The 24,420-nt window shown below is 49.1% G+C and carries 24 protein-coding genes; 17 read left to right on the forward strand and 7 right to left on the reverse strand.

Features of this window, described 5'->3' with window-relative positions:
• Nucleotides 1–82: 82 nt before the first annotated feature.
• Nucleotides 83–1,012, reverse strand: coding sequence for a DMT family transporter (locus FCN78_RS06010; protein WP_077658579.1), 930 nt, complete (start codon nucleotides 1,010–1,012; stop codon nucleotides 83–85).
• 90 nt (nucleotides 1,013–1,102) lie between these two features.
• On the opposite strand from FCN78_RS06010, the gene FCN78_RS06015 reads away from it, so the two are divergent.
• Nucleotides 1,103–1,996, forward strand: coding sequence for a LysR family transcriptional regulator (locus tag FCN78_RS06015; RefSeq protein WP_077486178.1), 894 nt, complete (start codon nucleotides 1,103–1,105; stop codon nucleotides 1,994–1,996).
• An 81-nt stretch (nucleotides 1,997–2,077) separates the two neighbouring features.
• Here the strand turns inward: FCN78_RS06015 and FCN78_RS06020 are convergent, their stop codons facing one another.
• Together FCN78_RS06020 and FCN78_RS06025 are read right to left on the reverse strand one after the other, a co-directional pair.
• A complete protein-coding gene (locus FCN78_RS06020; RefSeq protein ID WP_077658580.1) occupies nucleotides 2,078–5,170 on the reverse strand; it encodes an efflux RND transporter permease subunit in 3,093 nt (1,030 codons plus the stop codon).
• Between the two features lie 10 nt (nucleotides 5,171–5,180).
• Nucleotides 5,181–6,215, reverse strand: coding sequence for an efflux RND transporter periplasmic adaptor subunit (locus tag FCN78_RS06025; RefSeq protein WP_235607515.1), 1,035 nt, complete (start codon nucleotides 6,213–6,215; stop codon nucleotides 5,181–5,183).
• 292 nt (nucleotides 6,216–6,507) lie between these two features.
• On the opposite strand from FCN78_RS06025, the gene FCN78_RS06030 reads away from it, so the two are divergent.
• The 5 genes from FCN78_RS06030 (at nucleotide 6,508) to FCN78_RS06050 (ending at nucleotide 11,101) form a co-directional block, all read left to right on the forward strand.
• Entirely contained in the window at nucleotides 6,508–7,092 is a 585-nt protein-coding gene (locus FCN78_RS06030) for a nucleoside deaminase (RefSeq protein ID WP_077600513.1), read from the forward strand.
• A gap of 12 nt (nucleotides 7,093–7,104) precedes the next feature.
• Nucleotides 7,105–7,545 (forward strand): GNAT family N-acetyltransferase, encoded by a 441-nt coding sequence (locus FCN78_RS06035; protein WP_077658581.1) that lies wholly within the window; start codon nucleotides 7,105–7,107, stop codon nucleotides 7,543–7,545.
• An 83-nt stretch (nucleotides 7,546–7,628) separates the two neighbouring features.
• Nucleotides 7,629–8,447 carry a substrate-binding periplasmic protein gene (locus FCN78_RS06040; RefSeq protein ID WP_077658582.1) on the forward strand — a complete coding sequence of 273 codons (819 nt, stop codon included), beginning with the start codon at nucleotides 7,629–7,631 and terminating at the stop codon, nucleotides 8,445–8,447.
• A gap of 335 nt (nucleotides 8,448–8,782) precedes the next feature.
• Nucleotides 8,783–9,295 (forward strand): YbaK/EbsC family protein, encoded by a 513-nt coding sequence (locus FCN78_RS06045; RefSeq protein WP_077658583.1) that lies wholly within the window; start codon nucleotides 8,783–8,785, stop codon nucleotides 9,293–9,295.
• 171 nt (nucleotides 9,296–9,466) lie between these two features.
• Entirely contained in the window at nucleotides 9,467–11,101 is a 1,635-nt protein-coding gene (locus FCN78_RS06050) for an acyl-CoA synthetase (protein ID WP_077658584.1), read from the forward strand.
• A 42-nt stretch (nucleotides 11,102–11,143) separates the two neighbouring features.
• On the opposite strand, the gene FCN78_RS06055 is transcribed toward FCN78_RS06050, so the two are convergent.
• Complete coding sequence (locus FCN78_RS06055) at nucleotides 11,144–11,617, reverse strand: peroxiredoxin (protein ID WP_077658585.1); 474 nt, start codon at nucleotides 11,615–11,617, stop codon at nucleotides 11,144–11,146.
• 177 nt (nucleotides 11,618–11,794) lie between these two features.
• Here FCN78_RS06055 and FCN78_RS06060 point away from each other — a divergent pair, with 177 nt between their 5' ends.
• Together FCN78_RS06060 and FCN78_RS06065 are read left to right on the forward strand one after the other, a co-directional pair.
• A complete protein-coding gene (locus tag FCN78_RS06060; RefSeq protein ID WP_077457967.1) occupies nucleotides 11,795–12,157 on the forward strand; it encodes a DOPA 4,5-dioxygenase family protein in 363 nt (120 codons plus the stop codon).
• Complete coding sequence (locus FCN78_RS06065) at nucleotides 12,154–12,480, forward strand: DUF4144 family protein (RefSeq protein WP_077658586.1); 327 nt, start codon at nucleotides 12,154–12,156, stop codon at nucleotides 12,478–12,480. The genes FCN78_RS06060 and FCN78_RS06065 overlap by 4 nt, the downstream gene beginning before the upstream one ends.
• Here the strand turns inward: FCN78_RS06065 and FCN78_RS06070 are convergent.
• Nucleotides 12,477–13,256, reverse strand: coding sequence for a TerC family protein (locus tag FCN78_RS06070; protein WP_077457963.1), 780 nt, complete (start codon nucleotides 13,254–13,256; stop codon nucleotides 12,477–12,479). The genes FCN78_RS06065 and FCN78_RS06070 overlap by 4 nt on opposite strands.
• 226 nt (nucleotides 13,257–13,482) lie before the next feature.
• On the opposite strand from FCN78_RS06070, the gene FCN78_RS06075 reads away from it, so the two are divergent.
• Genes FCN78_RS06075 through FCN78_RS06100 form a run of 6 tightly spaced genes read left to right on the forward strand, consistent with a single transcriptional unit; the run spans nucleotide 13,483 to nucleotide 17,834 of the window.
• Nucleotides 13,483–14,031 carry a lipocalin family protein gene (locus FCN78_RS06075; RefSeq protein WP_077648782.1) on the forward strand — a complete coding sequence of 183 codons (549 nt, stop codon included), beginning with the start codon at nucleotides 13,483–13,485 and terminating at the stop codon, nucleotides 14,029–14,031.
• A gap of 12 nt (nucleotides 14,032–14,043) precedes the next feature.
• On the forward strand, nucleotides 14,044–14,337 hold the full coding sequence (locus tag FCN78_RS06080) for a hypothetical protein (protein ID WP_077457959.1): 294 nt from the start codon (nucleotides 14,044–14,046) through the stop codon (nucleotides 14,335–14,337).
• A gap of 27 nt (nucleotides 14,338–14,364) precedes the next feature.
• Nucleotides 14,365–15,120 (forward strand): DUF4336 domain-containing protein, encoded by a 756-nt coding sequence (locus tag FCN78_RS06085; protein ID WP_201258636.1) that lies wholly within the window; start codon nucleotides 14,365–14,367, stop codon nucleotides 15,118–15,120.
• Nucleotides 15,121–15,136: 16 nt separating this feature from the next.
• Nucleotides 15,137–15,565 (forward strand): VOC family protein, encoded by a 429-nt coding sequence (locus FCN78_RS06090; protein WP_077457957.1) that lies wholly within the window; start codon nucleotides 15,137–15,139, stop codon nucleotides 15,563–15,565.
• Between the two features lie 5 nt (nucleotides 15,566–15,570).
• The gene (locus FCN78_RS06095) at nucleotides 15,571–16,149 is read left to right on the forward strand and encodes an O-methyltransferase (RefSeq protein ID WP_158014664.1); all 579 of its coding nucleotides are present in this window, start codon (nucleotides 15,571–15,573) and stop codon (nucleotides 16,147–16,149) included.
• Nucleotides 16,150–16,172: 23 nt separating this feature from the next.
• Nucleotides 16,173–17,834, forward strand: a complete 1,662-nt coding sequence (locus FCN78_RS06100; RefSeq protein WP_077658587.1) for an acyl-CoA dehydrogenase family protein — start codon at nucleotides 16,173–16,175, stop codon at nucleotides 17,832–17,834.
• Between the two features lie 60 nt (nucleotides 17,835–17,894).
• On the opposite strand, the gene punC is transcribed toward FCN78_RS06100, so the two are convergent.
• Complete coding sequence (gene punC, locus FCN78_RS06105) at nucleotides 17,895–19,100, reverse strand: purine nucleoside transporter PunC (RefSeq protein WP_077658588.1); 1,206 nt, start codon at nucleotides 19,098–19,100, stop codon at nucleotides 17,895–17,897.
• 106 nt (nucleotides 19,101–19,206) lie between these two features.
• Between punC and punR the strand changes: the two genes are divergently transcribed.
• Nucleotides 19,207–20,106, forward strand: a complete 900-nt coding sequence (gene punR, locus FCN78_RS06110) for a DNA-binding transcriptional activator PunR (RefSeq protein ID WP_077658589.1) — start codon at nucleotides 19,207–19,209, stop codon at nucleotides 20,104–20,106.
• A 106-nt stretch (nucleotides 20,107–20,212) separates the two neighbouring features.
• Nucleotides 20,213–21,139: a LysR substrate-binding domain-containing protein gene (locus tag FCN78_RS06115; protein WP_077457947.1), complete on the forward strand. Its 927-nt coding sequence runs from the start codon at nucleotides 20,213–20,215 to the stop codon at nucleotides 21,137–21,139.
• 78 nt (nucleotides 21,140–21,217) lie between these two features.
• Here FCN78_RS06115 and FCN78_RS06120 read toward each other — a convergent pair whose 3' ends face one another.
• On the reverse strand, nucleotides 21,218–22,939 hold the full coding sequence (locus tag FCN78_RS06120; protein WP_077658590.1) for a BCCT family transporter: 1,722 nt from the start codon (nucleotides 22,937–22,939) through the stop codon (nucleotides 21,218–21,220).
• Nucleotides 22,940–23,229: 290 nt separating this feature from the next.
• Here FCN78_RS06120 and FCN78_RS06125 point away from each other — a divergent pair, with 290 nt between their 5' ends.
• Nucleotides 23,230–24,417, forward strand: a complete 1,188-nt coding sequence (locus FCN78_RS06125) for an aromatic ring-hydroxylating oxygenase subunit alpha (protein WP_077658591.1) — start codon at nucleotides 23,230–23,232, stop codon at nucleotides 24,415–24,417.
• Nucleotides 24,418–24,420: the final 3 nt, after the last annotated feature.

The following is a 24,420-nucleotide window of genomic DNA, read 5'->3' on the forward strand; positions in this document are numbered from 1 at the left end:
TGATGAGGCATGAATCGCACGCGATGAAAACGAGTCACCGCGTGCGACGCTTGATGCGCTCAGAGGCATAATAGCGACACCGCTAAGCAGAGCGTGCAACCCGCCATTGGCGTGGATGAGGGAGGCGTGGCAGCAACAGTCCTGCGATCACAATGACAATGCCTACCACCTGAAGCTGGCTCACGGCTTGTCCCATCAAAAACGCGGTGAGTACCGCGAACACAGGCACAAAGTTAAAAAAGAGTGCCGCATTGGCTGAACCTAGATGGCGCACGCCGTTGAGCCAGAGTAAGTAACCGGCGACAGTACCCAGCACCCCGATATACAGGAGTTCGGAGACGGTCAGCGGACTTGCAGCCCAGACTTCGCCAAATGGATGCACGTTTGGTGTCAGTGCACACATGATACCAATCACAGTCGCGCCACTAAGCATGCCCAAAAACGTGTAGGGGATCACCGGCATCCAGCGGCCAATGCCTTGGCTGAAGAAGGTGTACGCACTCCATGCAAACATGCCAGTGAAAATCATCTGATCGCCTTGGTTAAAGTTTAATTGGCTGAGCATCTGCCATTGACCATTGGTAATCACCATGAGCACGCCCGATAAGCTCACCACCAAGCTGAAAACTTGGCCTTTACGCGGCAACGCACGAATCGCTATACAGGCGATAAGTGAGGTCACCAACGGGCTGAGCGCCATGATTAATGACCCATTGGTCGCTTGGGTGTACTCGAGCCCGGTGAACAAACAGAGGTTAAGGCCGCCTATCCCGACGGCGCTGACGGTGGTTGCCCACAGCCATTGTTTAGCGCTGAGTGTGGGAACGCGGGTTCGGGTGAGCTTGAGATAAAAGCCTAGACACATTGCGGCGACGGCAAAGCGCCAAAAGACCAAGGTGAGCGCATTCACTTCATTCAGCGCATCTTTACCAATTGGGAAAGTGCTGCCCCAAAAAAAGGCACATAAAATGAGAAGGGCAACGGCTTTCCACAGTGAAGTAGTAGTTGTCATAGCAAGACCTGACTTGTTGAGTGATGGGCGCTAGTGTATAAGTTTCAAAATATGAATAAACCGACAATATCAGAACGGTAGATTCCAAATATGAAACCTAGCTATTCGTTAGACGATTTGCGCTGTTTTTGTACCGTGGCGCGATTGGGGAGTTTTAAAGCCGCGGCGCAGCAGCTTGCCATGCCGCAATCGACCCTCAGCCGTCGTATTCGCCAGCTTGAGCAGGATCTTGCTCTGCGTTTACTCAATCGCGATGCACATCGTATTTCTCTGACCCAAATTGGCCATCGCTACTTTGCTCGTGCCGCAGGACTGTTCGATGAGTTGCAGGCACTCAATGATGATTTAGTGGGCGAGAAATATCACCCCCAAGGCAAAATTCGTATTAGCGCACCGATCAATGCCGGTAAGCAGTTTTTACGCCGCGTCTTTTTCGACTTTATGCGTGAGTATCCGGAGATTCAACTGGATCTTAACTTTTCCAATAGCTTGATAGATATTGAAGCGGAAGGCATGGATGTGGTGTTTCGAGTCGGGAATCCAGTGGTAGAAAATTGGATTGCGCGGCCGCTCACCGATATTCATTTCATTTTGTGTGCTAGCCCTGACAGTGACTATCACAATGTGCGCTCACCCAATGATCTGAGTGGTCAGCCGGTGGTGATTTGCCATCCGATGACGGTTTGGGAACTTACACACCATCAAACGGGAGAGGCGTTTGATTATCAAGCCACCACCGGCATACGTGCAGAAGTGGATGAAATTCAAATGTTAACCCATGCCGTGCAAGCTGGATTTGGTATCGGCTATATTCCTGATTATTCCGCGTTACCTTTGATAGAGCAGGGCGAATTACAGCGCGTGTTGCCGCAATGGTGCAGTCGAGCGCGCACGCTATTTTTGCTCTATCGAGACCGAGAACAGGTGCCTTTGCGCGTCCGATTGCTGGTGGAATTTGTCCTCGCACGTTTTATGTCCTCTTAGAGCGTAATCGGACATAAAAAGGCTGTTGCCCGATGCAAAAGGGGCCACGTTTCAGTGGCCCCAATGGGTACTATTTTTCGATTAATCGCTATGATGCGTGTGCGCTGGCGATAACTCGGTGGATGCCGGCGTGATGGTTTTGGCTAAGAACAGATACATGGCAGGCACCACGAACAGGGTAAACAAGGTGCCCAATGTCATCCCACTGGCAATCACCAGCCCCATAGCAAAACGAGCGCCTGCACCGGCTCCAGAGGCAATCAAGAGCGGGATCATGGCGAGCACCGTCGCCGCCGTTGTCATCAAGATAGGGCGTAAACGGATGGCGGTCGCTTCTTCAATCGCCTCACGTTTGCTCCGTCCTTCTTGTTGGAGCTGATTGGCGAACTCGACGATCAGTATCCCGTGTTTGGCAATCAGGCCAACGAGGGTAAGCAAGCCGACTTGGGTGTAAATGTTCAAGGTGGTAAAGCCGAGGCTGATAAATATCAGCGCGCCACAGACACTCATTGGCACGGTGACCAAAATAATGATCGCGTTTTTAAACGACTCAAACTGCGCCGCCAAGATCAAGAAAATCACGATTAAAGCAAAGAAGAAGGTCACGACCAGTTGCTGGCCCTCGCTCATAAACTGGCGTGACTGTCCGGCATAATCGACACTGAAGCCTGCTGGCAATTCTGTCGCCGCAATCTCTTCGAGCACACCCAGGGCTTCCCCCAAAGGCACGCCAGGGCGGGGCACACCGGAAATTTTCACCGCATTCAGCTGCTGAAAACCGCGTAACGCTTGAGGTTGCACACTTTCTTCTAAGGTCACTAACGTTGATAGCTGAACCAATTCACCGTCTTGGTTGCGGGTATAAAACTGGCGCAGTTGTTCTGGCGTGAGACGTTCACTCCGCGCCACTTGCGGGATCACGCGATATGAGCGATTTTCCAGTGAAAAGCGTCCCGCATCTGCCCCAGATAACAGTGAGCCCATATCCGCGGCAAGCTGTTGCATGCTCACGCCCATCAAAGCCGCTTTTTCACGGTCGATGTTGACCGTTTGTTTGGGGCGGTCAATGCTCAGATCGGTATCGACGAAGATAAACCGCCCCGTTTGCATTGCTTTGCCCACGATATTGTTCGCCACCTCATTAATGGCTTCAAAGGGTTGTGTTGAACCGATAATAAATTCAACCGGCGTGCCGCCGCCCGGAGACGGCAGTGAAGGGGGCACCAAGGCAAAGCTGCTTAAGCTCGGTTGGCTGTCCATAAAGGGTTGAATCTCGTTTTCCAAGATCGCTTGGGTACTGCGCTCTCGCTCATCCCATGGCGCGAGTACAATACCCGCTATTGCGTTGTTGGTGCCGCCAGAGCCATTGATAATAAAGACGTTGTCGATTTCTGGTACATCGTCAATCAGTCGGTTTAATTCGTCGGTACTGGCAGACAACGCATCCAGCGTGGTTTGACTGTCAGCTTCGAGTATGGAGAACACAAACCCTTGGTCTTCAGCGGGCTCAAGCTCAGAAGGACTGGTGATAAACAAGAAATAGCAAGACACTAAAACAATCGCGCCGAACGTGAGGATCACCGCATTGGTATTCAACAAGCTATGGAGTGTGCGTTGGTAGCGATGATGCAATCGGTCAAACTGCTTATCCAGCCAGTGCTCAAGGGAGCGCTCTTGGGTCGCTTTGTCCGCCTGATAGGGCTTGAGGACATAGGCACACATCATGGGCGAGAGCGTAAGCGCCACCACACCGGATAAGATCACCGACGCGGCGAGGGTAAAGGCAAATTCAACAAACAGTACCCCGGTTAAGCCACCAACAAAGCCGATGGGCAGGAATACCGCGACCAAGGTGGTCGACATGGTGATAATCGGCCACGCCAGTTCGCGCGCGCCCTCAAGCGCGGCTTGTGTTCGGCTTTTACCTTCTTCGATATGGCGGTGCACGTTTTCAAGCATGATAATCGCATCATCAACTACCACACCAATGGCAAGCACCATAGCCAGCAGTGTCAGTAGGTTGATGGAAAACCCTAACAGCCACATTAAAAAGAAGGTGCCGATGAGCGATACGGGGATCGCGATCGCAGGAATAATCACCGAGCGCAACGACCCCAAAAAGCCATAAATCACAAACACCACGATGGCTAGGGCGAGAATAATCGATATCACCACTTCATCAATGGCGTTATCAATATACTCGGTAGAATCATAGGCGATATACGCCGACAATCCTTGAGGTAACTGGGTGATGATATCGGCATCCCATACCTGATTTACCGCCTCAATCACATCCAGTGCGTTGGCATCGGGCGAGACTTCGATACCGATAAAGGTGGCATCGAGCCCGTTAAAGTTCACCGACGTTTGGTAACTTTCGGCGCCGAGCTCAACGGTCGCCACATCACTCAAACGCACAACAGATTGGCCATCACTGCTGATCACCAAATCTTCAAACTGTTGAACGTCATGAATGTCGGTGGCGGCGTTTAAATCAATCGCTACGTCTTGCCCTTTGGTGCGCCCCAACGTAGCCAGCACATTATTGCTGCGCAGGGCGGCAATCACATCCGTGCCTGTGAGATCGTAGGCGGCCATTTTGACCGAGTCGAGCCAGATCCGCATCGCAAAGCTACTGGCACCCAACACATCAGCACGCTGTACGCCGGGAATCGTCGACAGCTGTGGCTCGACCACCCGGACCAAGTAATCGGTAATTTGATTGTCAGTGAGGACGTCAGAGTAGAAGGCGAGGTACATAGCCGCGACCGTTTCCCCCACCTGCAGGGTGACGACGGGCTCACGGGCATCATCAGGTAGCTCAGAGCGCACCTTATTCACCTGTGCGGCAATTTGCGTGAGTGCTTCGTTCGGATCGTAATCAAGACGCAAGTAGGCTTCGATGGTGCTCACACCGGCGGTCGAGGTGGAGACCAAGTAATCAATCCCTTCAGAGGCAGCAATTTCACGCTCCAGCGGCGTGGTGATAAAGCCTTGAATCAGGTCGGCATCGGCACCGATATAAGTGGTAGAGACACTCACCACCGCATTTTTAATCTCGGGGAATTGGCGCACATTCATGTCGGTGATGGCGCGTAAGCCGAGCAGGATAATGAACAGGCTCACCACGGAGGCCAACACGGGTTTCTTGATAAAGACGTCGGTAAATCGCATCGAATTGCTCCTATTGATTCACAACGTTGGGATCAAGATCTTCGCTCGGCTGAACACGCTCATTGTCACTGATCTTGATGTTGCTGCCGTTACGGAGCTTGAGCAGGCCGGAGGTGACAATACGATCACCGGGTTGAAGGCCGTCTTTAATCACAATCATATCACCGCGTCGCGCGCCCGTTTGCACAAAGCGCTGTTGTACCGTCAATGCATCGTCTTGCTCCTGGATCACGAAGACTGCGTTGCCATACGGATTAAATTGAATCGCGCTTTGTGGTGCCAGCAAGACATTTTGCGTTTCTTCACCCTGATCAAGGCTCACGCGTGCGAACATACCTGACCGTAAAACAGCATCTGGATTATCAAAGGTGGCTTGAATGTCGACACTGCGACTCGAGGGCGTGACAACCGGCGAAATCGCAGTCACTGTGCCGGTAAAGACCTCGTCGGGCCGTGCGCTAATCGTGGCAGAAACGGTTTGGCCATTTTTCAGCGTGCTGAGCTGCTGCTCGGGCAGGGTAAAGTTGAGGTGGATGGGAGTCACTGACGTGAGTGTCGCAACGGCTGTCCCAGGCGCGATGAGCTGGCCAAGACTGACGTCACGGATCCCAATGATGCCGTCGAAAGGCGCGGTTAACGACTTTTGCTCAATGCGCGCTTGTTGGCTGTCGACAGCGGCAATCGCTTGTTTGGCTTCGCTTTCTTTGCGCTTTAGCTCGGATTCAGAAATGTTTTTGTCTTTAAACAGCCGTTGATAGCGTCTTAACTCAAGTTGGGCTAGCTCTGCCACGGACTCGAGCCGACGTAATTCTGCTTCATCAACGCTGGCATCTAGCGTGAGGAGCAGTTGTCCCTTTTTCACCGACGTCGCGTTATCGAACAAGATATTGTTGACGATGCCGCTTGCCTCGGTAGTGAGCTGGGTTTCATTAATGGCCGCAAAACTACCAATGGTGGTTTGTTGTTCTCGCCAAGGATGGGTTGAGACTGTAGTGGCCGTCACGGTGACCGTAGGGGCAGGCATGTTGTCAAAGAATTGGTTCATAAAATGATTGCCTACTGCTTTGTAGGCAAAAATTCCCCCAAAAACGAGCCCACATGCGACTAACATAATAATCAAACGTTTTATCATAAAAATCCCTGAACAGAGTTGCTATCACCACCCTTGGCTAACAAGTACAGACGAAGGCGCAAAAGGTCGATTAAACCAATAACAAATATCGAACTGACCAATACAAACCTTATCACTGTTTGGTTCATTAATTGCGAGTAAATTGATGATCTTGTGGTATGACGCAGCTTAACGTTATCTGTCAGATAAAATAAGGAGAAAGCGAATGCTATTAAATGCAAACAGTACGGTGAGTGAAGCCGCGCTGCGTGCCATGGCGCATATGCCAACGCGCAGTTTGCCGGTGCTGGTGGATAACAGCTTCAGCCAAAAACTGACCGATGCCGACTTGATGCGCATTGCGGTGTTATTAGCCCAAAAAAGCGCGGATGAAGGAGGGTGCCCCATCGGCGCGGTGATTATTGACAATGAGACACGTCAAATTGTGGGCAAAGGACATAACACCTTGGTGCAAGACAATCACCCCTACAACCATGGTGAAACGGCCGCGATACGTGATGCTGGGCGAATTGATTTTAGCCAAACAACCTTGTTTACCAGTTTAAGCCCATGCGATGTGTGCGCGACATTGATTACCATGCGCGGTTTCTCTCGAGTGGTGGTAGGGGATGTCACCAGTGCGAGCGGTAACGAGACGATGCTGCAAGAAAAAGGGGTGACGGTTGATGTGCTGGAAGATCCCCAGGGCATTGCGTTGTATCAGCAATTTCGATCCGAGTACCCCGAACAAGAGCTAGAAGATTGGCAAGGTGTAAGTGCCGTCAAAGCACGTTTAGCCAAGCGTGAATGAGAGGAGAACGACATGGATGTTGCAATAGGTCCGACAACGGATGCGAAGTACAGCCAACGGCTGACCCAAGAGAATATGGCCCTTTACTACAAGGCGAGGAATATCACTTGGGATCCCCAGCGATTCATGGAAAGTTGGCGAATATTTGATAACTATGAAATTCGCCATGAGCGAAAGCGTTGTGGCGTGATTCGCTTGAAGTCAGACGGTGAAACGCTTTTTATCCGCGATTTACAGATTGAGCCGAGTAAACAGCGGCAAGGGATCGGCCGCGAGGCCATCACTTGGGCGATGGCTTATGCTCAAACGTCTGGCTATGCGCAGTTAGCGTTGCGTGTCTTTGCAGAAAACCCAGCCGTTTCATTGTACCAAGCGCTGGGTTTTGTGGAGACAGGGCGCAGCCGAGATGCGGTTCTCACGCTTTCGTTGTCTTTAAGCGCAACGTCCGAATGAACAACAAGGCGCTTGAGTATGTCGATAGAGAGGGCATGCTAGTCTTATAGACAGCTTAGCGAGTCAACAAAGTGAGTGGCTGGATGACCCATTGGATACAAGCTTGTATTGCGATTTGGCTAACCCTATTTTCATTTCGAGTATGGGCAGGGCCATCCATCTCAGATCCGCTCAATGTTTGTGTAGGGGATGGGAGCCCTTGGCCTCCTTACACTTATTGGCAGGGAGAAACGCGGCAGAAAAAAGCGGATACCTTGACTGGGTACGCCACAGATTTGGTGCTCACCGCATTAGATCGTAATGACATTGCCTATCAGCTGGTCTTTATGCCTTGGGCGCGCGTGCAACATGAACTGGCGCGAGAGTCCGGCCGTTGTGATCTTACTTGGGATGCGAGTTACAAACCCAAGCGAGCACAATATAGTCGCTTCACGCAGCCACTCTATTCGATATCCTTGGGTTACTTATACGTGGGAGCCCCTGACACTCAAGCACAACCGAATTTATCGGCGACACAATCGGTTTGTGGTGTGAATGGCTACAATTATGCCGCGTTTGGCGATAACCCCCGACCGAGGTTTGAAGCTAATACCTTGCAGCAAGCGTTGCGGATGTTAGAAGCGGGTCGGTGTCGCTTTCTTGCCAGTGAAATCGAGCCCGTTTTAGGTGGAATACGGCTCGGGCTCTATCAGTTTTCAAGCGATATCGCTTACATCACACTGCCCAACCCGAAAGCATTTCATGCTCAAGTGAGCCGCTATGCGCCACAAGCGAATGACTTAGTGGCGCAGATTGACGCGTATTTGGACAGTGCGGCTCAACGTGGTGAGTTACAAGCGCTTCGTGCACAGTACTTTCAGTCAGTTACCTCGCAGCCCCAGCCGCAACCAACGTCAGAGTAATGCGTTATCGCGTGCTACGCACAGAGGGTAGAGGGCGCTTGGCCCAGCGTGTGGGCAGCTTGGTCGTTGCTAAGTGAGTGTGTAGCTTTTTAGCATGTCGATGATAGGTCACTTGACGACCCGAGTGAAAACTCACCTTGAGTACCATGTTTCTCTCTTTGTGATTAATGTTGCGATAAAGTTACATTTTTATTCTGAATAAGTGTATTTAATTATTCTTAAGTCACATAAGAAAGCCTAATAGTGAATATGGGCTTGCTGGGCGTACTATTACCTAACGGATCTGTGCCCTTAGGCTCGGATGGAGACGAATAAGCTAACTAATAAGGAACAGCATGACAGGGACGCCACCACTTTCAGGTCAACAGACTGCGCTGCTTCATAGCCTCAAAGCGCACGGTATTTCAGTAAAAATATACCGCCATCAGCCTGTCTATACGTGTGAACAAGCAGACGCACTCGGTTTGCATACTGATGCAAACCCGACCAAGAACTTACTGTTGAAAGACAGAAAGAGTAAACAGTTTTTCTTGGTCGTGTTACCGGGTAAAGCCACCGTTAATTTAGCCGGATTGAGTGAAGCCTTGGGGACGTCTCGCTTATCGTTTGCGTCATCGCAGCAACTCGACACCTATTTGCAGGCGCAATCTGGTGCCGTATCGGTATTTGATGTAATGAACGATCCTGAGCATCGCGTCAGTTTGGTGATCGCGAATGCGATATGGCGAGTCCAAGCGGTGGAATGCCAGCCTTTTTGTCATGATCAAACGTGGGTCATTGCCACTCAAGATCTCGCCCGTTGGTTGCAAGGCATAGGCCGAAGGTATCAAACGGTGGATCATCAATGAGCCGATATTTCTAACTCAACGTAATACCAATACTATTACCAGTCGCACTAGCTCAGCACCGCTGAGCCTTTTTGCGTTATCGCCGCCATATCGACTTAAGTTGAATAGCGCAAGCTTGATGACATGCTAGGTTGATCTAGTTATCTAGACAAAGTCAGCAAGGAGCGCGTTATGTCAGCCAGCAACATCTATGAGCTTGGTTTGGACAAAAGTCCAGCCAATTATCAAACACTGAGTCCACTTTCTTTCCTCGAGCGAGCCGCTAGCGTCTATCCAGATTATCCGGCTAGCGTTCATGGTCATTTATGTTGGAGTTGGCAGCAAGTGGATATGCGTTGTCGTCAATTTGCGTCGGCATTGACTCAAGCCAGCATTGGGCTGGGTGATACGGTGTCGGTAATGGCCCCCAATCTACCTGAAGTCTTTGAGTTGCATTTTAGCGTGCCGATGACAGGTGCCGTTCTCAATACCATTAATACCCGGCTAGAAGCGGAAACCGTCGCATTTATCCTCGAACATGCAGAAAGTAAAGTCTTTATCGTCGACAAAGAGATGACAGCCGTCGCAAAGCGGGCGTTAAAAATGATCAAACACCGTCCGTTAGTGATTGCGATTGATGATCCCTTGTATCCGCATGGCGAATGTATCAGTGAGATTACGTACGAAACCTTTTTAGCCCAAGGCGATAGTGATTATCAGTACACATTGCCAGACGATGAATGGCAGGCCATTTCACTCAACTACACCTCAGGCACCACGGGCAACCCCAAAGGGGTAGTGTATCACCATCGCGGTGCCCATCTGAATGCGGTGAGTAATGTGTTGTCTTGGAATATGGATGCGCATCCTGTTTATCTTTGGACGCTACCCATGTTCCACTGTAATGGTTGGTGCTTCCCATGGACGGTGGCCGCAACGGCAGGGGTGAGTGTCAGCCTACGGCATGTGCGGGCAGAGCCTATCTTTGATGCAATAAAAACCCACAAAGTGACCCATTTTTGTGGTGCGCCGATTGTGCTGAACATGATGAATAATGCAGATCCGGCGCTAAAAGCTGAGATTCACCATACGGTTAAAGCGATGACCGCAGGGGCGGCACCACCGGCTTCTGTGATTGAAGGGATGGAAGCGATGGGGATTGAAGTGACCCACGTTTATGGCCTCACTGAAACTTACGGCCCTTGTGTGGTGTGTGACTGGCAACACCACTGGGATCAACTCTCGCAACGAGAAAAAGCACGCATGAAAGCACGCCAAGGTGTACGGGCGCCGATGCAAGGGGAGCTAATGGTTGCTGATCCAGTGACGTTTAAACCAGTGGCAAAAGATGGTGGCACGCTGGGTGAGATTTTTGTTCGCGGTAATATCGTGATGAAAGGCTACCTAAAGAACCCGAGTGCGACGGAAGATGCCATGAGTAACGGCTGGTTTCGTACTGGTGACCTAGCGGTATGGCATGCCGATAACTACATCGAAATCAAGGACAGACTCAAAGACATTATCATCAGTGGCGGGGAGAATATTTCCAGTATCGAAGTGGAAGACGTCCTGTACCGTCACCCTGATATTGAAGAAGTGGCGGTGATTGCGATGCCCGATGAAAAATGGGGTGAGGTCCCCTGTGCGTTTGTCAAAACGACCGAAACATCCGCCGTGACCGAAGCAGACATTATTGCTTTTTGCCGAGAGCAAATGGCGCACTTCAAGGCGCCGAAAAAAGTGATCTTTACCGCGCTCCCGAAAACCTCGACAGGCAAAGTGCAAAAGTATGTACTTCGTCGTAAAGTCACTGAAAAGTCAGTGTAAATCACGAAGCGGTGGCCAAAAAGTGCCACCGCTAGCTTACCGCTACAGCAGGGCGAGAATCGCCTCGGCACTGGAGACTTCAAAGCTTTTTGGCGCTTCAAGGTTCAAATGCGTGACGATGCCATTGTCAATTACCATCGCATAACGCTGCGAGCGAATACCACCAAACTTCCCTGAATCCATCTCTAGTCCGAGCGCTTGGGTAAAGCTGCCATCGCCGTCGGCCAGCATATGGATCTGATTGGCGTTTTGTGCTTCGCCCCACGCCTGCATCACAAAGGCATCGTTGACGGAGACGCAAGCAATCATATCGATGCCTTTTGCTTTAATCTCATCCGCTTTCACCACAAAGCCCGGTAAGTGCGACTCTGAACAGGTTGGGGTAAAGGCACCTGGCACTGCGAACAGCACTACCTTCTTGTTGGCGAAAAGGGCAGGGATATCGTGGGTTTGCATGCCCTCAGCGGTGAGTTCACTGAGGGTGGCGCTCGGTAGAGATTGTCCTTGCTGAATCATGATGACTCCTTGGTTATTGTCTTTGCGTTTTGCTCCAGCTTAGCATGGACGCGGTGTGCTTATATACTCAGACTGACGAAGGGTTACCCAGTCGAGCTCCTTGTAGAAAGGCGCTTTTTATATGTGTTGGTTTATCGTAAACTCTTATCATTCATATCGATTTGTAGAAGAATCTAAATGTCTCGAATCATTGACTTTCCAAACCGCCACCAGGCTTACCACGCCCATGTCTACTACGAGGCTGACACCGAAGCGCAGGCGGATGCTATCTATCAGGCTGCCGCTGCATCATCACTGCCCATCGACCTTGGCCGCTTTCATCGCAAATGTGTTGGCCCACACCCAAGATGGAGCTTCCAAATCGCCTTTGATAAGGCTGCGTTTGACGAGGTGATGGCATGGCTTGAGGCGCATCGCGGTGATTTAACCGTGTTTTTGCATGGCGTGACGGGCGATGACTACATTGACCATACGGCTCACGTGGGTTGGATGGGCCCGTCTGTTGAACTCAATCTGGCCATATTTAAGCCCAAGCAATGAGTGCTTTTCTTGCATACCCAGCACTGCTGATTTGGCAAGGCGATGATGAACTCTCATTTGCGTCAGACTCGGCGTCGCTTGAGGCGCTGAGTGACAGCGTGATCACTGAAGACGATCGGTTGGTAGATAGCGAAGGTGTTTGTTGGTTGAGCGAAAATGGGGGGCAGCACTGGCAGCCAAGTGGGCAAGTCATGCCACTTGAGCAGCTTGTGGCGCGTATTCAAGCGCATTATGCGCAGCAAGGGCAGTGTTGTGTGGGAAAAATCCAGTTTAAAGATAGGGCCGCCGCCATCAACAGTGTGGCGACGGTCCCTGGGAATTAACGGCTGTCAGCAATCCGACGTGACACTTTCAACGAAGAGTGCGGACGAATACACTTGATGTTCAAGCGCTGCTTGTTACGCATTCGAATGTGGCAGAGTTCAAGTATCAAACCAAATGCCATCGCAACATACACGTAGCCTTTGTTGATATGAATGCCGGCACCTTCGGCCATCAGTAGCAAGCCTAGTAGCACCAAGAACAGTAAAGCTAAGGTTTTAAATCCAGGGTAACGGCTGACCAGATTGTTCACGGGTTCGGCCGCGATCATCATAATGATGGCGGCGGTAACAATGGCGGCGACCATCACGGGCACATCTTGGGTGAGACCCACCGCGGTGATTACCGAGTCCATCGAAAACACCGCATCTACCGCAACGATTTGCAGCAAAATAATTGCCATCCCGGTTAGGACTTGTGTCGAGTGGCTTACGGGCTCGCTATAACCTAACCACGCCCACAGCTCTTTGGCACTTTTTAGCAGCAAAAAGCCACCACCAAACAGCATGATAAGATCTTTACCGGTAACCGGTTCCGTCCCAATCGTAAACAGGGGCACAGTCAACGACATGACCCAAGCGATGGAAAGCAATAAGCCAATCCGGCTAATCACGGCCAGACCAATACCCAAGGTGCGCGCAAAGCGGCGTTTCTCTTTAGGGAGACGTTCACACAGTACGGAGATAAAGACTAAGTTATCAACACCCAATACCACTTCAAGGGTTAGAAGGGTAAAGAAGACCACCCAGGTTTCGGGTTCCAAAAAGAGTGTTAACATACGATGGCCTCCTGGTTAAAGGAAGCGGGGAAGGGCATAACACGACATCGGTCGCTGTCCATGGATTGTGATTACCTCTGTAACTAAAGAGCGCTTATATAAGCACCAGTTTGGCGCCTTGGCAAGCAGAAAAACAGCGAGTTGACCAAAAATTGACAAAGCATGTAAACGATAAAACCTGTTGCTGAGTATGACTTATCATGTTGGGTTTAAAGAGGGAATAAGGATGAAAAGAGGCTGGGTGATTGGGTTATTATCCTTAATGTTAACTGGGTGTTTAGGCATGCCAGAACAGGTTACACCCGTAACAAACTTTGAGATTAACCGCTATTTAGGTACTTGGTATGAAGTAGCGCGACTGGATCACTCGTTTGAACGAGGATTGTCGGATGTGACCGCAACCTATACGTTGCGTGAAGACGGTGGCGTTAAAGTGATAAACCGAGGCTATAGCCGTGAAGAAGAAAAATGGCAAGAAGCAGAGGGTAAGGCGTACTTCGTTGAAAATGATAAAACGGGGTACCTGAAGGTTTCATTCTTTGGGCCTTTCTATGGGTCGTATGTGGTGTTTGAGTTGGATGATAACTACCAATATGCCTTTATCTCGGGGCCTGACCACGATTACCTGTGGTTGTTATCGCGCACACCGAGCGTGTCGGAGTCAGTAAAAAATAAATTTATTACAGAAGCGAAGCAGCGAGGTTTTGCTACTGAAGCGCTGATTTTTGTCGATCACACCCGCACGGACCCCAAAAACAAAAAAATCGAGCAGTAGAAGAGACGCATCATGCGAAAGACAGATAAGAAATATGACAAGGCGGTTCGAGAAGCGCTGACAGATGTTTGTGAATTGACAATGGAAAAAGTGGAGGGATTTGAATGGCTGACGCATGAGGTGAATTATCAGCGTTTTCCACAAAGCTTAATCGTGCGGCTGATGTTTAAAGACCGACAGACGCTAGCCAGCTTTGAACGAAGTGATGACTACCAAGTCGCTCTAAATGATATACAAAGTCGCCTTGCTGCTGTTGGTATCACACTGAAAAACATCAATCGACATGTTGAGTTAGCGACACTGTAAGGCTGTGATTACTCGCACACTTACCTTATGGCTGACACGCTACAGTGTAAAGTCGGCCATGAGGGGGATGCTGTGTATCAACTCGATACGTCAATTTGGATCGCTGATGGTGAAGCGGTCCCTTTCTTTACCTTACCCTACACCACACGTATGGTGGTGGTGAGGCTTGCTGATCACTCCCTGTGGATTCACAGTCCGATAAAGCTTACCGACGCATTGCGCACTGAACTAGCGTCGTTAGGGGTGGTGCGTTATTTAATCGCTCCTAATCAGTTGCATCACCTCTTTTTATCCGAATGGGTTGAGGCGTTTCCTGACGCACAACTAATGGGTACCCAACAAGTGGCGAAAAAACGAGATGATCTTTGTTTTGACCACTGTTTTGAGGACTTACCAGAGCCAGCTTGGCACAATGAGATCGCGCAATGTTTGATTTCCGGCTCGCCAGTGATGACAGAATGCGTGTTTTTCCATCGGCAAAGTCAAACGCTGATTGTCACTGATCTGATTGAAAATTTTCGCCCTGAGGCATTTTCACCTTTTAAACGCAAAGTTGCCGAGTGGGCAGGCGTGACAGCACCCAATGGTAAAACACCACTCGATTGGCGATTAAGTTTTTGGTTTCACAAAGACGAATTAGCAAAACATATTCGTACCTTGATTAATTGGGCACCGCAGCGTCTTGTCATGGCACATGGCGAGATTGTGGAAGCGGCTGTCCCTCATTTATTGCGCGCATTTTCATGGCTAGGTGAAAATCGTCTCAATGTCCCCACTCATTAAGCGAAGGAGCAGCGGTATGGAAGCAAGAATTAGTATCATCACATTGGGGGTTGCGGATCTTTCTCACTCTTATGAATTTTATCGCCAATTGGGCTTTCCAACGCACAGCCACCCTGAAGAAGGCATCGTGTTTTTTAGTACCGCAGGTACACGATTAGCGTTATATCCCGCAGACTCGTTAGCCGATGATATCAAACCCGGACTCACCGTTAACGAGACAGGGTTTGGTGGTATCACATTGGCGCATAACACGCGATCCAAAGAAGAGGTCGACGAGGTGCTTGCGCTGGCAGAGCGGTGTGGCGGTCGTATTGTTAAACCTGCACAAGACGTATTTTGGGGAGGCTACAGCGGCTACTTTGCCGATCCGGATAACTATCTTTGGGAAGTGGCTTATGGCGATTGTTGGCAATTTGATGATAACGGCAGCCTTGTATTGGACTAATGGCTATGGACGACTTACTGGAAAAGCTGCAAATGCAGGGGACAGAGAATGATGCCCTGCAACAGGATAAAAGTAAAAAATGGCTGAATATTACGCCTGGAACCGGAGAATTCTTAGCGCTGTTAGTGGATGAAATTCAGCCTACCCGCATTTTAGAAATTGGTACATCGATGGGCTATTCAACGTTATGGCTTGCGCACGCGGGCGGCAATAGCGTGCAAGTGGTAACGATTGAGTGCGATGAAGCAAAACACCAACAAGCGCAGCAGCACTTTAGGCAAGCCGGCATGGATAACCGGATAGATGCGAAATTGGGCGACGCGAGTGACTGGATTACTCGCCTTGAGGGACAGTTCGAACTCATTTTTCTTGATGCCGACCGAAGTCAGTACCTGTCCCTAGCGCCACGCTTATTCCAACTCCTCAAGCCTCAGGGCATGCTGGTGGTCGATAATGCGTTATCCCACGCTGATGATGTGGCTCCTTTTAAGCGATGGCTGGAGCAACAGCCTGAACTTGATGTGGGCGTACTTCCCATTGGTAAAGGTGAACTCGTCGTCTACTTACATGATGACTTTCGATAAAGACATGGAGAGCGCAACAAGCTATGGAAAGCAAAAACCATCAATCGGATACACATGTTGTTTTTAATCAACCCAAACCGCTGGAAAATTATAATGCCTTCACTGCCGATCGTATTTTGCAGTATTGGGTTGCGCAATTTGGCGGGCAATGGGGTGAAGACCGTTTAACCTCGTTTGGTGGCCGTATTGGCGGCGACTTATTAGAGGCGGGTATGAATGCTAATCAGTATCTCCCCACTTTCCGGCCTGTTGACCGCTTTGGCTATCGAATTGATCAGGTTGATTATCATCCTGCGTACCATCAACTCATGGCACATGCTATCGAGCACGGCCATTGCGCCATGCCTTGGAGTGAAAAAACCTCGGGGCGTCATGTGGTTCGCGCTGCCATGGCATTTCTTCACACCCATGCCGATCCGGGCTCTGGCTGTCCGCTCACCATGACATTTGCCAGCGTACCCGCATTACAAGCTCAAGCAGATATCGCAGAAAAATGGCTGCCTAAAATCGTGAGTGGTCGCTACGATGGACGTAATATTCCTTGGTTTGAGAAAGAGGGTGTCACTCTCGGAATGGCGATGACTGAAAAGCAAGGAGGATCGGATGTGCGGGCTAATACAACCTATGCAACGCCTTGTGAAGCGCCCGGAGGAGGTAAACGTTATTCACTGGTGGGGCATAAATGGTTTTGTTCAGCACCCATGAGTGATGCCTTTCTTGTTCTCGCAAAAACTGACCACGGTTTGTCCTGCTTCCTGGTTCCACGTTGGCGAGAAGACGGGAGTAAAAACTCGATTCACATTCAGCGTCTGAAAGACAAGCTAGGAAACCAATCAAATGCCAGTTCGGAAATTGAGTTTCGCGATGCGCAAGGATGGTTGTTAGGTGAGCCGGGAAAGGGGATTAAGACCATTATTCAAATGGTGGCATTAACGCGGTATGACTGCATGATAGGCTCTAGTGCTCTTATGGCACAAGCCACCAAAGAGGCCATTTGGCATACTGCAGGCCGTGAGGTATTTGGTAAACCTTTGCATCATCAGCCACTAATGCAAAATGTCTTGGCTGATTTGGCCTTAGAATCAGAAGCCGCGCTCGCGATTTCGATGCGATTGGCTCGGGCGCTTGAGCAACTAGATAACCCACATGAAGCCGCCTTGGTTAGGATTGGCACGGCTGTTGGTAAATATTGGATTTGCAAGCGCGCGGTACAGCACACCTACGAAGCGATGGAGTGCCTAGGTGGAGTGGGTTATGTAAACGAAAATGTCGCCAGTCGGCTTTATCGTGAGGCCCCTGTTAACGCCATTTGGGAAGGATCGGGCAATGTGCAATGTTTGGATTTGCTCCGAGTGCTGACTCGAGAGCCGGATACCGTATCGGTCTTCATTGCAGAATTACGCTATGCGATAGGGGCGAATGACGCTTTTGATCGTGCGGTGGATGGGCTTGAGGAGCAGCTAGGTAATGCTGAGATGTTAGCTTATCGTACTCGCCAAGTGATAGAGAAAATGGCGATATTGTGGCAAGCTGCGACATTGTTGCGTTATGGAGAACCAGACATTGCCGAGGCCTTCGTGCAAGCGCGTGTCGAAACGTCAGAATATCATCAATATGGTACGCTCCCTTCGCACATTGATATGACCGCGATCATCTCGCGCGCGATGCCGCAGTCCAGCGGATGAGCAAGGGGTAACATGAAGGCGTCTGGAAAGACGCCTTTTTAGTCTCTAAACCCCGTTTCCTTACGCGGCTGCTAGCGTTTGTGCTTGACGGTTTGCATGCCAGACCAAGCCAAAGCCAATAATCACCAGCGCACAGGTGGACAGCATGACGGTGGTGACGGCGATCAAGCCCGAGGCCGCAAACGCAGACACCACGGCGCTCGCCAAGAAGCAGATCATCATTTGCAAGAAGTTCAGCAGCCCCGCAGCGGTCGCGCTACAGGATTTAAAATATTCCAAGGCGCGATTGACGACCAGTGGGTAAATGGCGCCGTTCGCCGCCGCAAGGAAGCAGAATGGGCCAAGAATCACCCAGATATTAGTCACATCGGTGCGCCAGCTGATCAAAAAGATAACCACTACGCTGGCAACAAACAGCTTAAGCAGCCAAGGCAGGATACTGTGATCTTTGAGTTTGTTGAGGGCATGACGACACGTGTATCCGCCGACAACAAACGCGATCGTTTGTGGGATGTAGCTTAGGCCAATGTCTGCTTCGGTATAGCCCATCGCTGACATAATAAACGGCGATCCAGTGAGATAGGCAAAGAAAGCGGCCGAGCAACCGGCAAAGATAAGCATATTTCCGATGAACTTTTTTGATTTAAAAACTTGCTGGTAGTCACCCTTAAGTTTATCAATAATTTTAGTATCTTGTGCTGGGCTAGTTAAGCTTTCTTCCTCACGAAGGGTCAGTGCAACAAAAATAATACCTAGTGCGAATAAAACCACAAAAATACTGCGCCAATCAAAATGCTGGAGTAAATAGGAACCTAATAATGGTGCGAGAGCTGGAGACAAGGCAACTAAAGGCATGATAGTGGCGAACACTTTCTGCCCCAGTTTTCCCTCATAGCGATCAATGACCACGGCTTGCCAAATCACAATTGCGCTGCACGCGCCCAACGCCTGAACAAGGCGCGCACCGAGTAACAGATAAATATTATCTGCAAACAGACATACCACGGTCGCAACGCTATAGAGACTTAAGCCAATTAACAGCGCAGGTTTACGGCCAATACGGTCGGAGAGGGGGCCATAAACGAGCTGACCACAGGCCATGCCAAGCAAAAAGATGCTCAAGGTTAAACCGATATTGGCCGACGAGGTCGCAAAATCGATTTGCATGGCTTCAAAGGCGGGAAGATACATGTCGGTGGCTAAGAAGCCAAGCATACTGAGCCCTGCTAGCCAAAACAGCGTGATAAATGGCAAATTTTTGTTCATTTTTTATCTCTTGATACAAAGATTAATGTAAAGAGCAGTTTATGCCTAACAATTGATACTGTGAAACGCTATGATTTGAATACTACTTTCAAAATATTTGATGTGAATGTTTTCTTACCAAGATTTTCAAGTGATTGACGTGGTTGCACGGCGAGGAAGTTTCTCCGCGGCGGCTGAAGAGCTGCACAAGGTACCGAGTGCGGTGAGCTACACGGTACGACAGATTGAAGACAAGCTGGCCGTCACCCTGTTTGAGCGGCTTCATCGTCAGGTTCGGTTGACCGCCGCGGGTGAGTACTTTGTCTCCCAGTCACGTGAGATGATTAAGAATATGGAAGCCATTCGCCAGCAAACCCAACGTGTTGCTAATGGTTGGACGCAAAGTGTCGCATTGGCACTGGATAACGTCGTAAGAGAGGATAGCGTCAATACCTTGGTACGTGACTTTTATGATGCGTTTCCTGATGTCGAGCTGTTACTGACCATGGAAGTATTCAATGGTGTGTGGGATGCGCTGGCGGATGATAGAGCCGATATTGCCATTGGTGCTACAGCTGCTGTGCCAGTGAGCGGCGCGTTTCGCTATCGAGAAATGGGCACCCTGCGTTGGCGATTTGTGGTGAGCCCATCGCATCCACTCGTCCAGTGTGCCCAGCCACTGGCTAATGATCAGCTCGCGCCGTATCCGGCGATATGTTTGGAAGATACTTCGCGCCGTTTGCCGCGTCGTACTACCTGGCTATTGGATAATCAGCGCCGTCTTACCGTCCCCAATTGGCACAGTGCCATGCAATGCTTTAAGGCCGGGCTGGGCATTGGTGTGATGCCTTCACACATGGCAGAAGACGCGATTGCGCGAGGAGAGTTGGTGGAGCTTGCCCTTGAAGAGCCGCTATTAAGTAGTCCGTGTTGTATTGCATGGCGCTCGGATAAAGAGTCGCCACCGGTGCGCTGGCTGCTCGACTACTTGGGCGATAAAGAGCAACTGCAGTACCAGTGGTTATAAACGAAGAGCGCTTTGAATACAGTTGTTTCAAATCCATTAAACAAAGGATAATATCGTTAAAACAAACTGATAACATTTGAGTCTGCTTTGACGTATTGGAACAAATATGAAAATCAAACCGCTTCCGCCATTAAATAGCCTAGTTGCATTTGAAGCATCGGCACGACATTTGAGTTTTACGCTCGCAGCCGAGGAGTTGAATGTGACTCAAGGCGCAATTAGTCGACAAATTAGGCAATTAGAAGAGTACCTTGGTAAAGCGATTTTCACGCGTGCAAATCGCAACATTCATCTCACCGCAACGGGACTTCAATATTACCAATCGATCAGTCAAGCCTTGCTTGATATCGCGCAAATCACGGGAGAAGTGAGAAAGTGGCAGGGTGAACATAAGATAACAGTCGCAACGACCAATGCTATGGCTGCCTTATGGTTATTGCCCAAAGTTGCAGAATTCCAAAACTCGAACGATGAAATAGACATCCGTATACTTGCGTCAGACAGTGTGTTGGATTTACGTCGGTTGGAATGCGACCTTGCGTTATTTTACTGTCGAACTCCGCCGGCCGATATGCACGTCACAACCCTCTTTTCTGAAGAGGTCTTTCCCGTATGTAGCCCTGCTTATTTAGACAAAATTGGAAATCCGTCAGAACCTGAGAACATTTTTAGCAATACATTGCTTTACTTAGAAGAATCACAAAGAGACTGGGTGAATTGGGAGCAGTGGTTTTCGAGTGTTGGCCTACCTAATATCCAACCGCGCAACCGGATGAATATCAATAATTATCCTATGCTGTTACAAGCAGCCATGAATGGCCAAGGAATCGCTTTGGCATGGGGCTCGTTAGTGGATGATTACCTTCAGCGCGGTGCACTTGTGAGACCCGTTGAACATGTTCTTTCAACCCCTTCTAATTTTTTGATGTTGCAGCCGATGAAGCGAGGCGTTATTCCCTCGACAGTCAAGCAATTTAAACAATGGCTGCTTGAGCAGTTACCTAATGAAATTGGCGATCGTGGGCTCGTTTAAGTAGGGGGAGCATTGACGATTCCAGCATAATAAAAGGGGGACATATGTCCCCGCTTTGCGAGTATGATTGTTTTACCATTAACCTGGAATAGGTTTATCACGCAGTGGTGTGCTCGTGGAGTCACTTGACTGACTACGATCATTTTTACTATTCACTAACGGTTCAACCGGACCATAAAGCGTATCAGCACGAGGGTGAACATGTTCCGGTAGCATCGCCCATGGCTTGGGTTCGCGGCGAATACTGTAAAACAATGTCAGACTCATTATTGTAATGAAAATTGCAATGGGAAATCCAGCAATGATGGATGCGGTTTGCATTGCCTCTAAGCCACCAGCGTATAGCAATACACCTGCAAGAGCGGCAATTAAAATACCCCAAAGTACCCGGATCGATCTGGGTGGTTCGGGATGGCCGGCCGCATCAAGTGTGCAAAGCACCAGTGTCCCTGAGTCAGCAGAGGTGATAAAGTAAGTTGCTAATAATAGACAGGCCAATAGGCTTAGTACTTGGCCGAATACCCCGGAATCTAAGCTATCGAATAATGTGAATAACGCACGAGTCGTATCATCTTGAGTTGCGCGAAGAATAGGGCCGCCAATAAACTCGCCTGGAGGTGATGTGCTTGTTTCTTGCGCAGACGCTACCTGGGTTTGATGAGCGATGCGCGCATCTTTCTCTACGCTTAAAGCCGCCCCTCCGAATATGGAAACCCAGAGAAACGTTATTAGTGTCGGAACAATTAAAGCGCCGCTTACGAGTTCGCGAACCGTACGTCCTTTGGATATTCGCGCGATAAACATGCCGACAAACGGTGCCCAAGTCATCCACCATGGCCAATAGTATGCCGTCCACCAGTTTTGCCAATCGGTGTCATTTTGTGCATCGCTCCACAAACTCATTTGGACAATGTTATTGGCATAGAAGCCAAAAGTCTCAAGAAAAGTGTGAAGAATATAGCGTGTGGGGCCAACATAAAGCACCACCATTACGAGCAAGATAGACAACAGCATATTCCATAGGGAAAGGCGTCGGATGCCTTTGCTCACTCCTGATAAAACAGATGCAATGGCGCACGTGCACAAAATGACGATGATAAAAAGCTGGACACCTAAGCTGATATTGACTCCGAACGTTTGATTCAATCCGGAGTTTATTTGTATCACGCCCATACCGAGCGTTTGAGATATCCCAAAGGCGGTGACTGCCACCGTTAAAATGTCAACAGTATGACCGATCGGACCGTAAATTCTTTCACCGATCAAAGGGTATAATATGGATCGCAATGTAAATGGTAAATCTTTACGGTACGAGAAATAAGAGAGTGCCAATGCTACAATGATAAATACTGACCAAGGGTGAAGCCCCCAATGGAAAAAAGTTAGTTGCATTGATGTGGTAGCTGCCTCGCTGGTCAATCCCTCACTAAAAGGGTTGTCGGCATAGTGCCACATTGGTTCAGCGACAGACCAAAAAATCAAACCTATTCCCATACCGCCAGAAAACAACATCGAAATCCAGGATGCATAACTAAAATTCGGCCTTTCATCATCTTTACTTAATCTGACGTGACCAAATCGGCTGAGCATCAAGTAAAGAAGAAAACCCACCACTAGCGAAACAGCGCCAAGGTAAAACCACTTCATGTTATGTAACAGTATTCCAGAGACAGTCTCAAAGTACTGACCTGCTTTGTTAGCCAATATTGCGCAAAAAAGTACGAAGCCGATGACAACGACCTTAGACGCAATAGTCACGGTTGGATTAAGCCCTCTAAGTAACCCAGATTTTGCTCTCATAATTAGTACGCCCCATTGCTTTTGTTTAATTATTGTTAAATTTGTAAAAACACTAGATGACTAAGAATAGGGTTTCAACTGATTATTAATCAGGCACTCATGACTTTATGTAATGGGTAAGTAGAGCCTATCCAGTTAAAATTCTTCAAATTATTATCGAATGATTAAAACTCATAGAGGCCCAGCAAAAAAGTCGTTTGTTTGTTTCATTTTTGTTAACCAGAATGACGGTGACTTACGCAACTAGGTGATGTTGCACTGGAGAAAATCGATCTCTTGGAGGAACAACCATGAGCAATATTAACGAATCCATTATCCCTATTGAATTTTTTGACAAGGTTCTAAATCCAATCAGTGAAGCGACAGGAATGCCTAATCAAGCCTATGTAGATGAAGAATACTTCATTTTCGAGCGTGATGAGGTGTTTGGTAATACTTGGGTCTGTGTTGGGTTTGCGTCCGATTTGCCCAAAAATGGTTATGTAATGCCGATCGAATTCATGAACCTTCCTTTGCTAATGATGCGCAATCATAAAGGCGAGGTTCAGGTATTTCACAACGTATGCAGTCACCGTGGAATGAAGCTGGTGCATGAAGCAGGTGAAGTACAAGGCATGATTCGTTGCCCGTATCATTCTTGGACTTATGATCTTGATGGAAAATTGAAAGGAACGCCACATATTGGCGGGATCGCTAAGCATAAAGATGAGCGCTTTCAGTGTGAAAATCATGGCCTGAAACCGGTTCGTTCCGCGATATGGATGGATATGGTCTTCGTCAACCTATCGGGAGACGCGAAAAACTTTGAAGACCATATTGCCCCGTTGGAGCAACGGTGGAAGTCTTTTGTCGGAGACGAAGGGTTCAGTCTGCTTCGTCGTGTGAATATGGGTGGCAATTTAGAGATAGAAGTCAACAGTAACTGGAAACTTGCAGTAGAAAACTATTGCGAATCGTACCATTTACCTTGGGTTCACCCCAGTTTAAATAGTTACTCTCGCCTCGAAGATCACTACAACATCATGTTTTCAGATAACTTCGCAGGCCAGGGGAGTCTTGCTTATAACTTGGCTGACACCGCTGGAACACGGTTACCCAAGTTTCCAGGTTGGCCGAAGGACAAAGAGCGGCACGCGGAGTATGTTGCGATGTTTCCAAACGTCTTACTGGGCATACAAATTGATCATGCATTTGCCATGATGATTGAACCTATTTCTTCAGGCAAAACGGTTGAACATTTGCGTGTTTTCTATGTAGGAGATGAAGCAACCAATGACGAGTTTGCTGCTTGTCGTACGGCGACTGTCGAATCTTGGCGTGTTGTATTTGGTGAAGACATCGGTGCGGTGGAAGGGATGCAAAAAGGGCGACATTCCCCTGGATTTAGTGGCGGTGTGTTCTCCCCTGAAATGGATGTACCGACTCATTTCTTTCAATCTTGGCTGGCTAAGCAAGTAAAATCTGCGATGGAGCGGTAGAGG

Origin of the sequence: Salinivibrio kushneri, from assembly GCF_005280275.1 — a bacterium.
In the GTDB taxonomy this organism is placed as follows: Bacteria; Pseudomonadota; Gammaproteobacteria; order Enterobacterales; family Vibrionaceae; genus Salinivibrio; species Salinivibrio kushneri.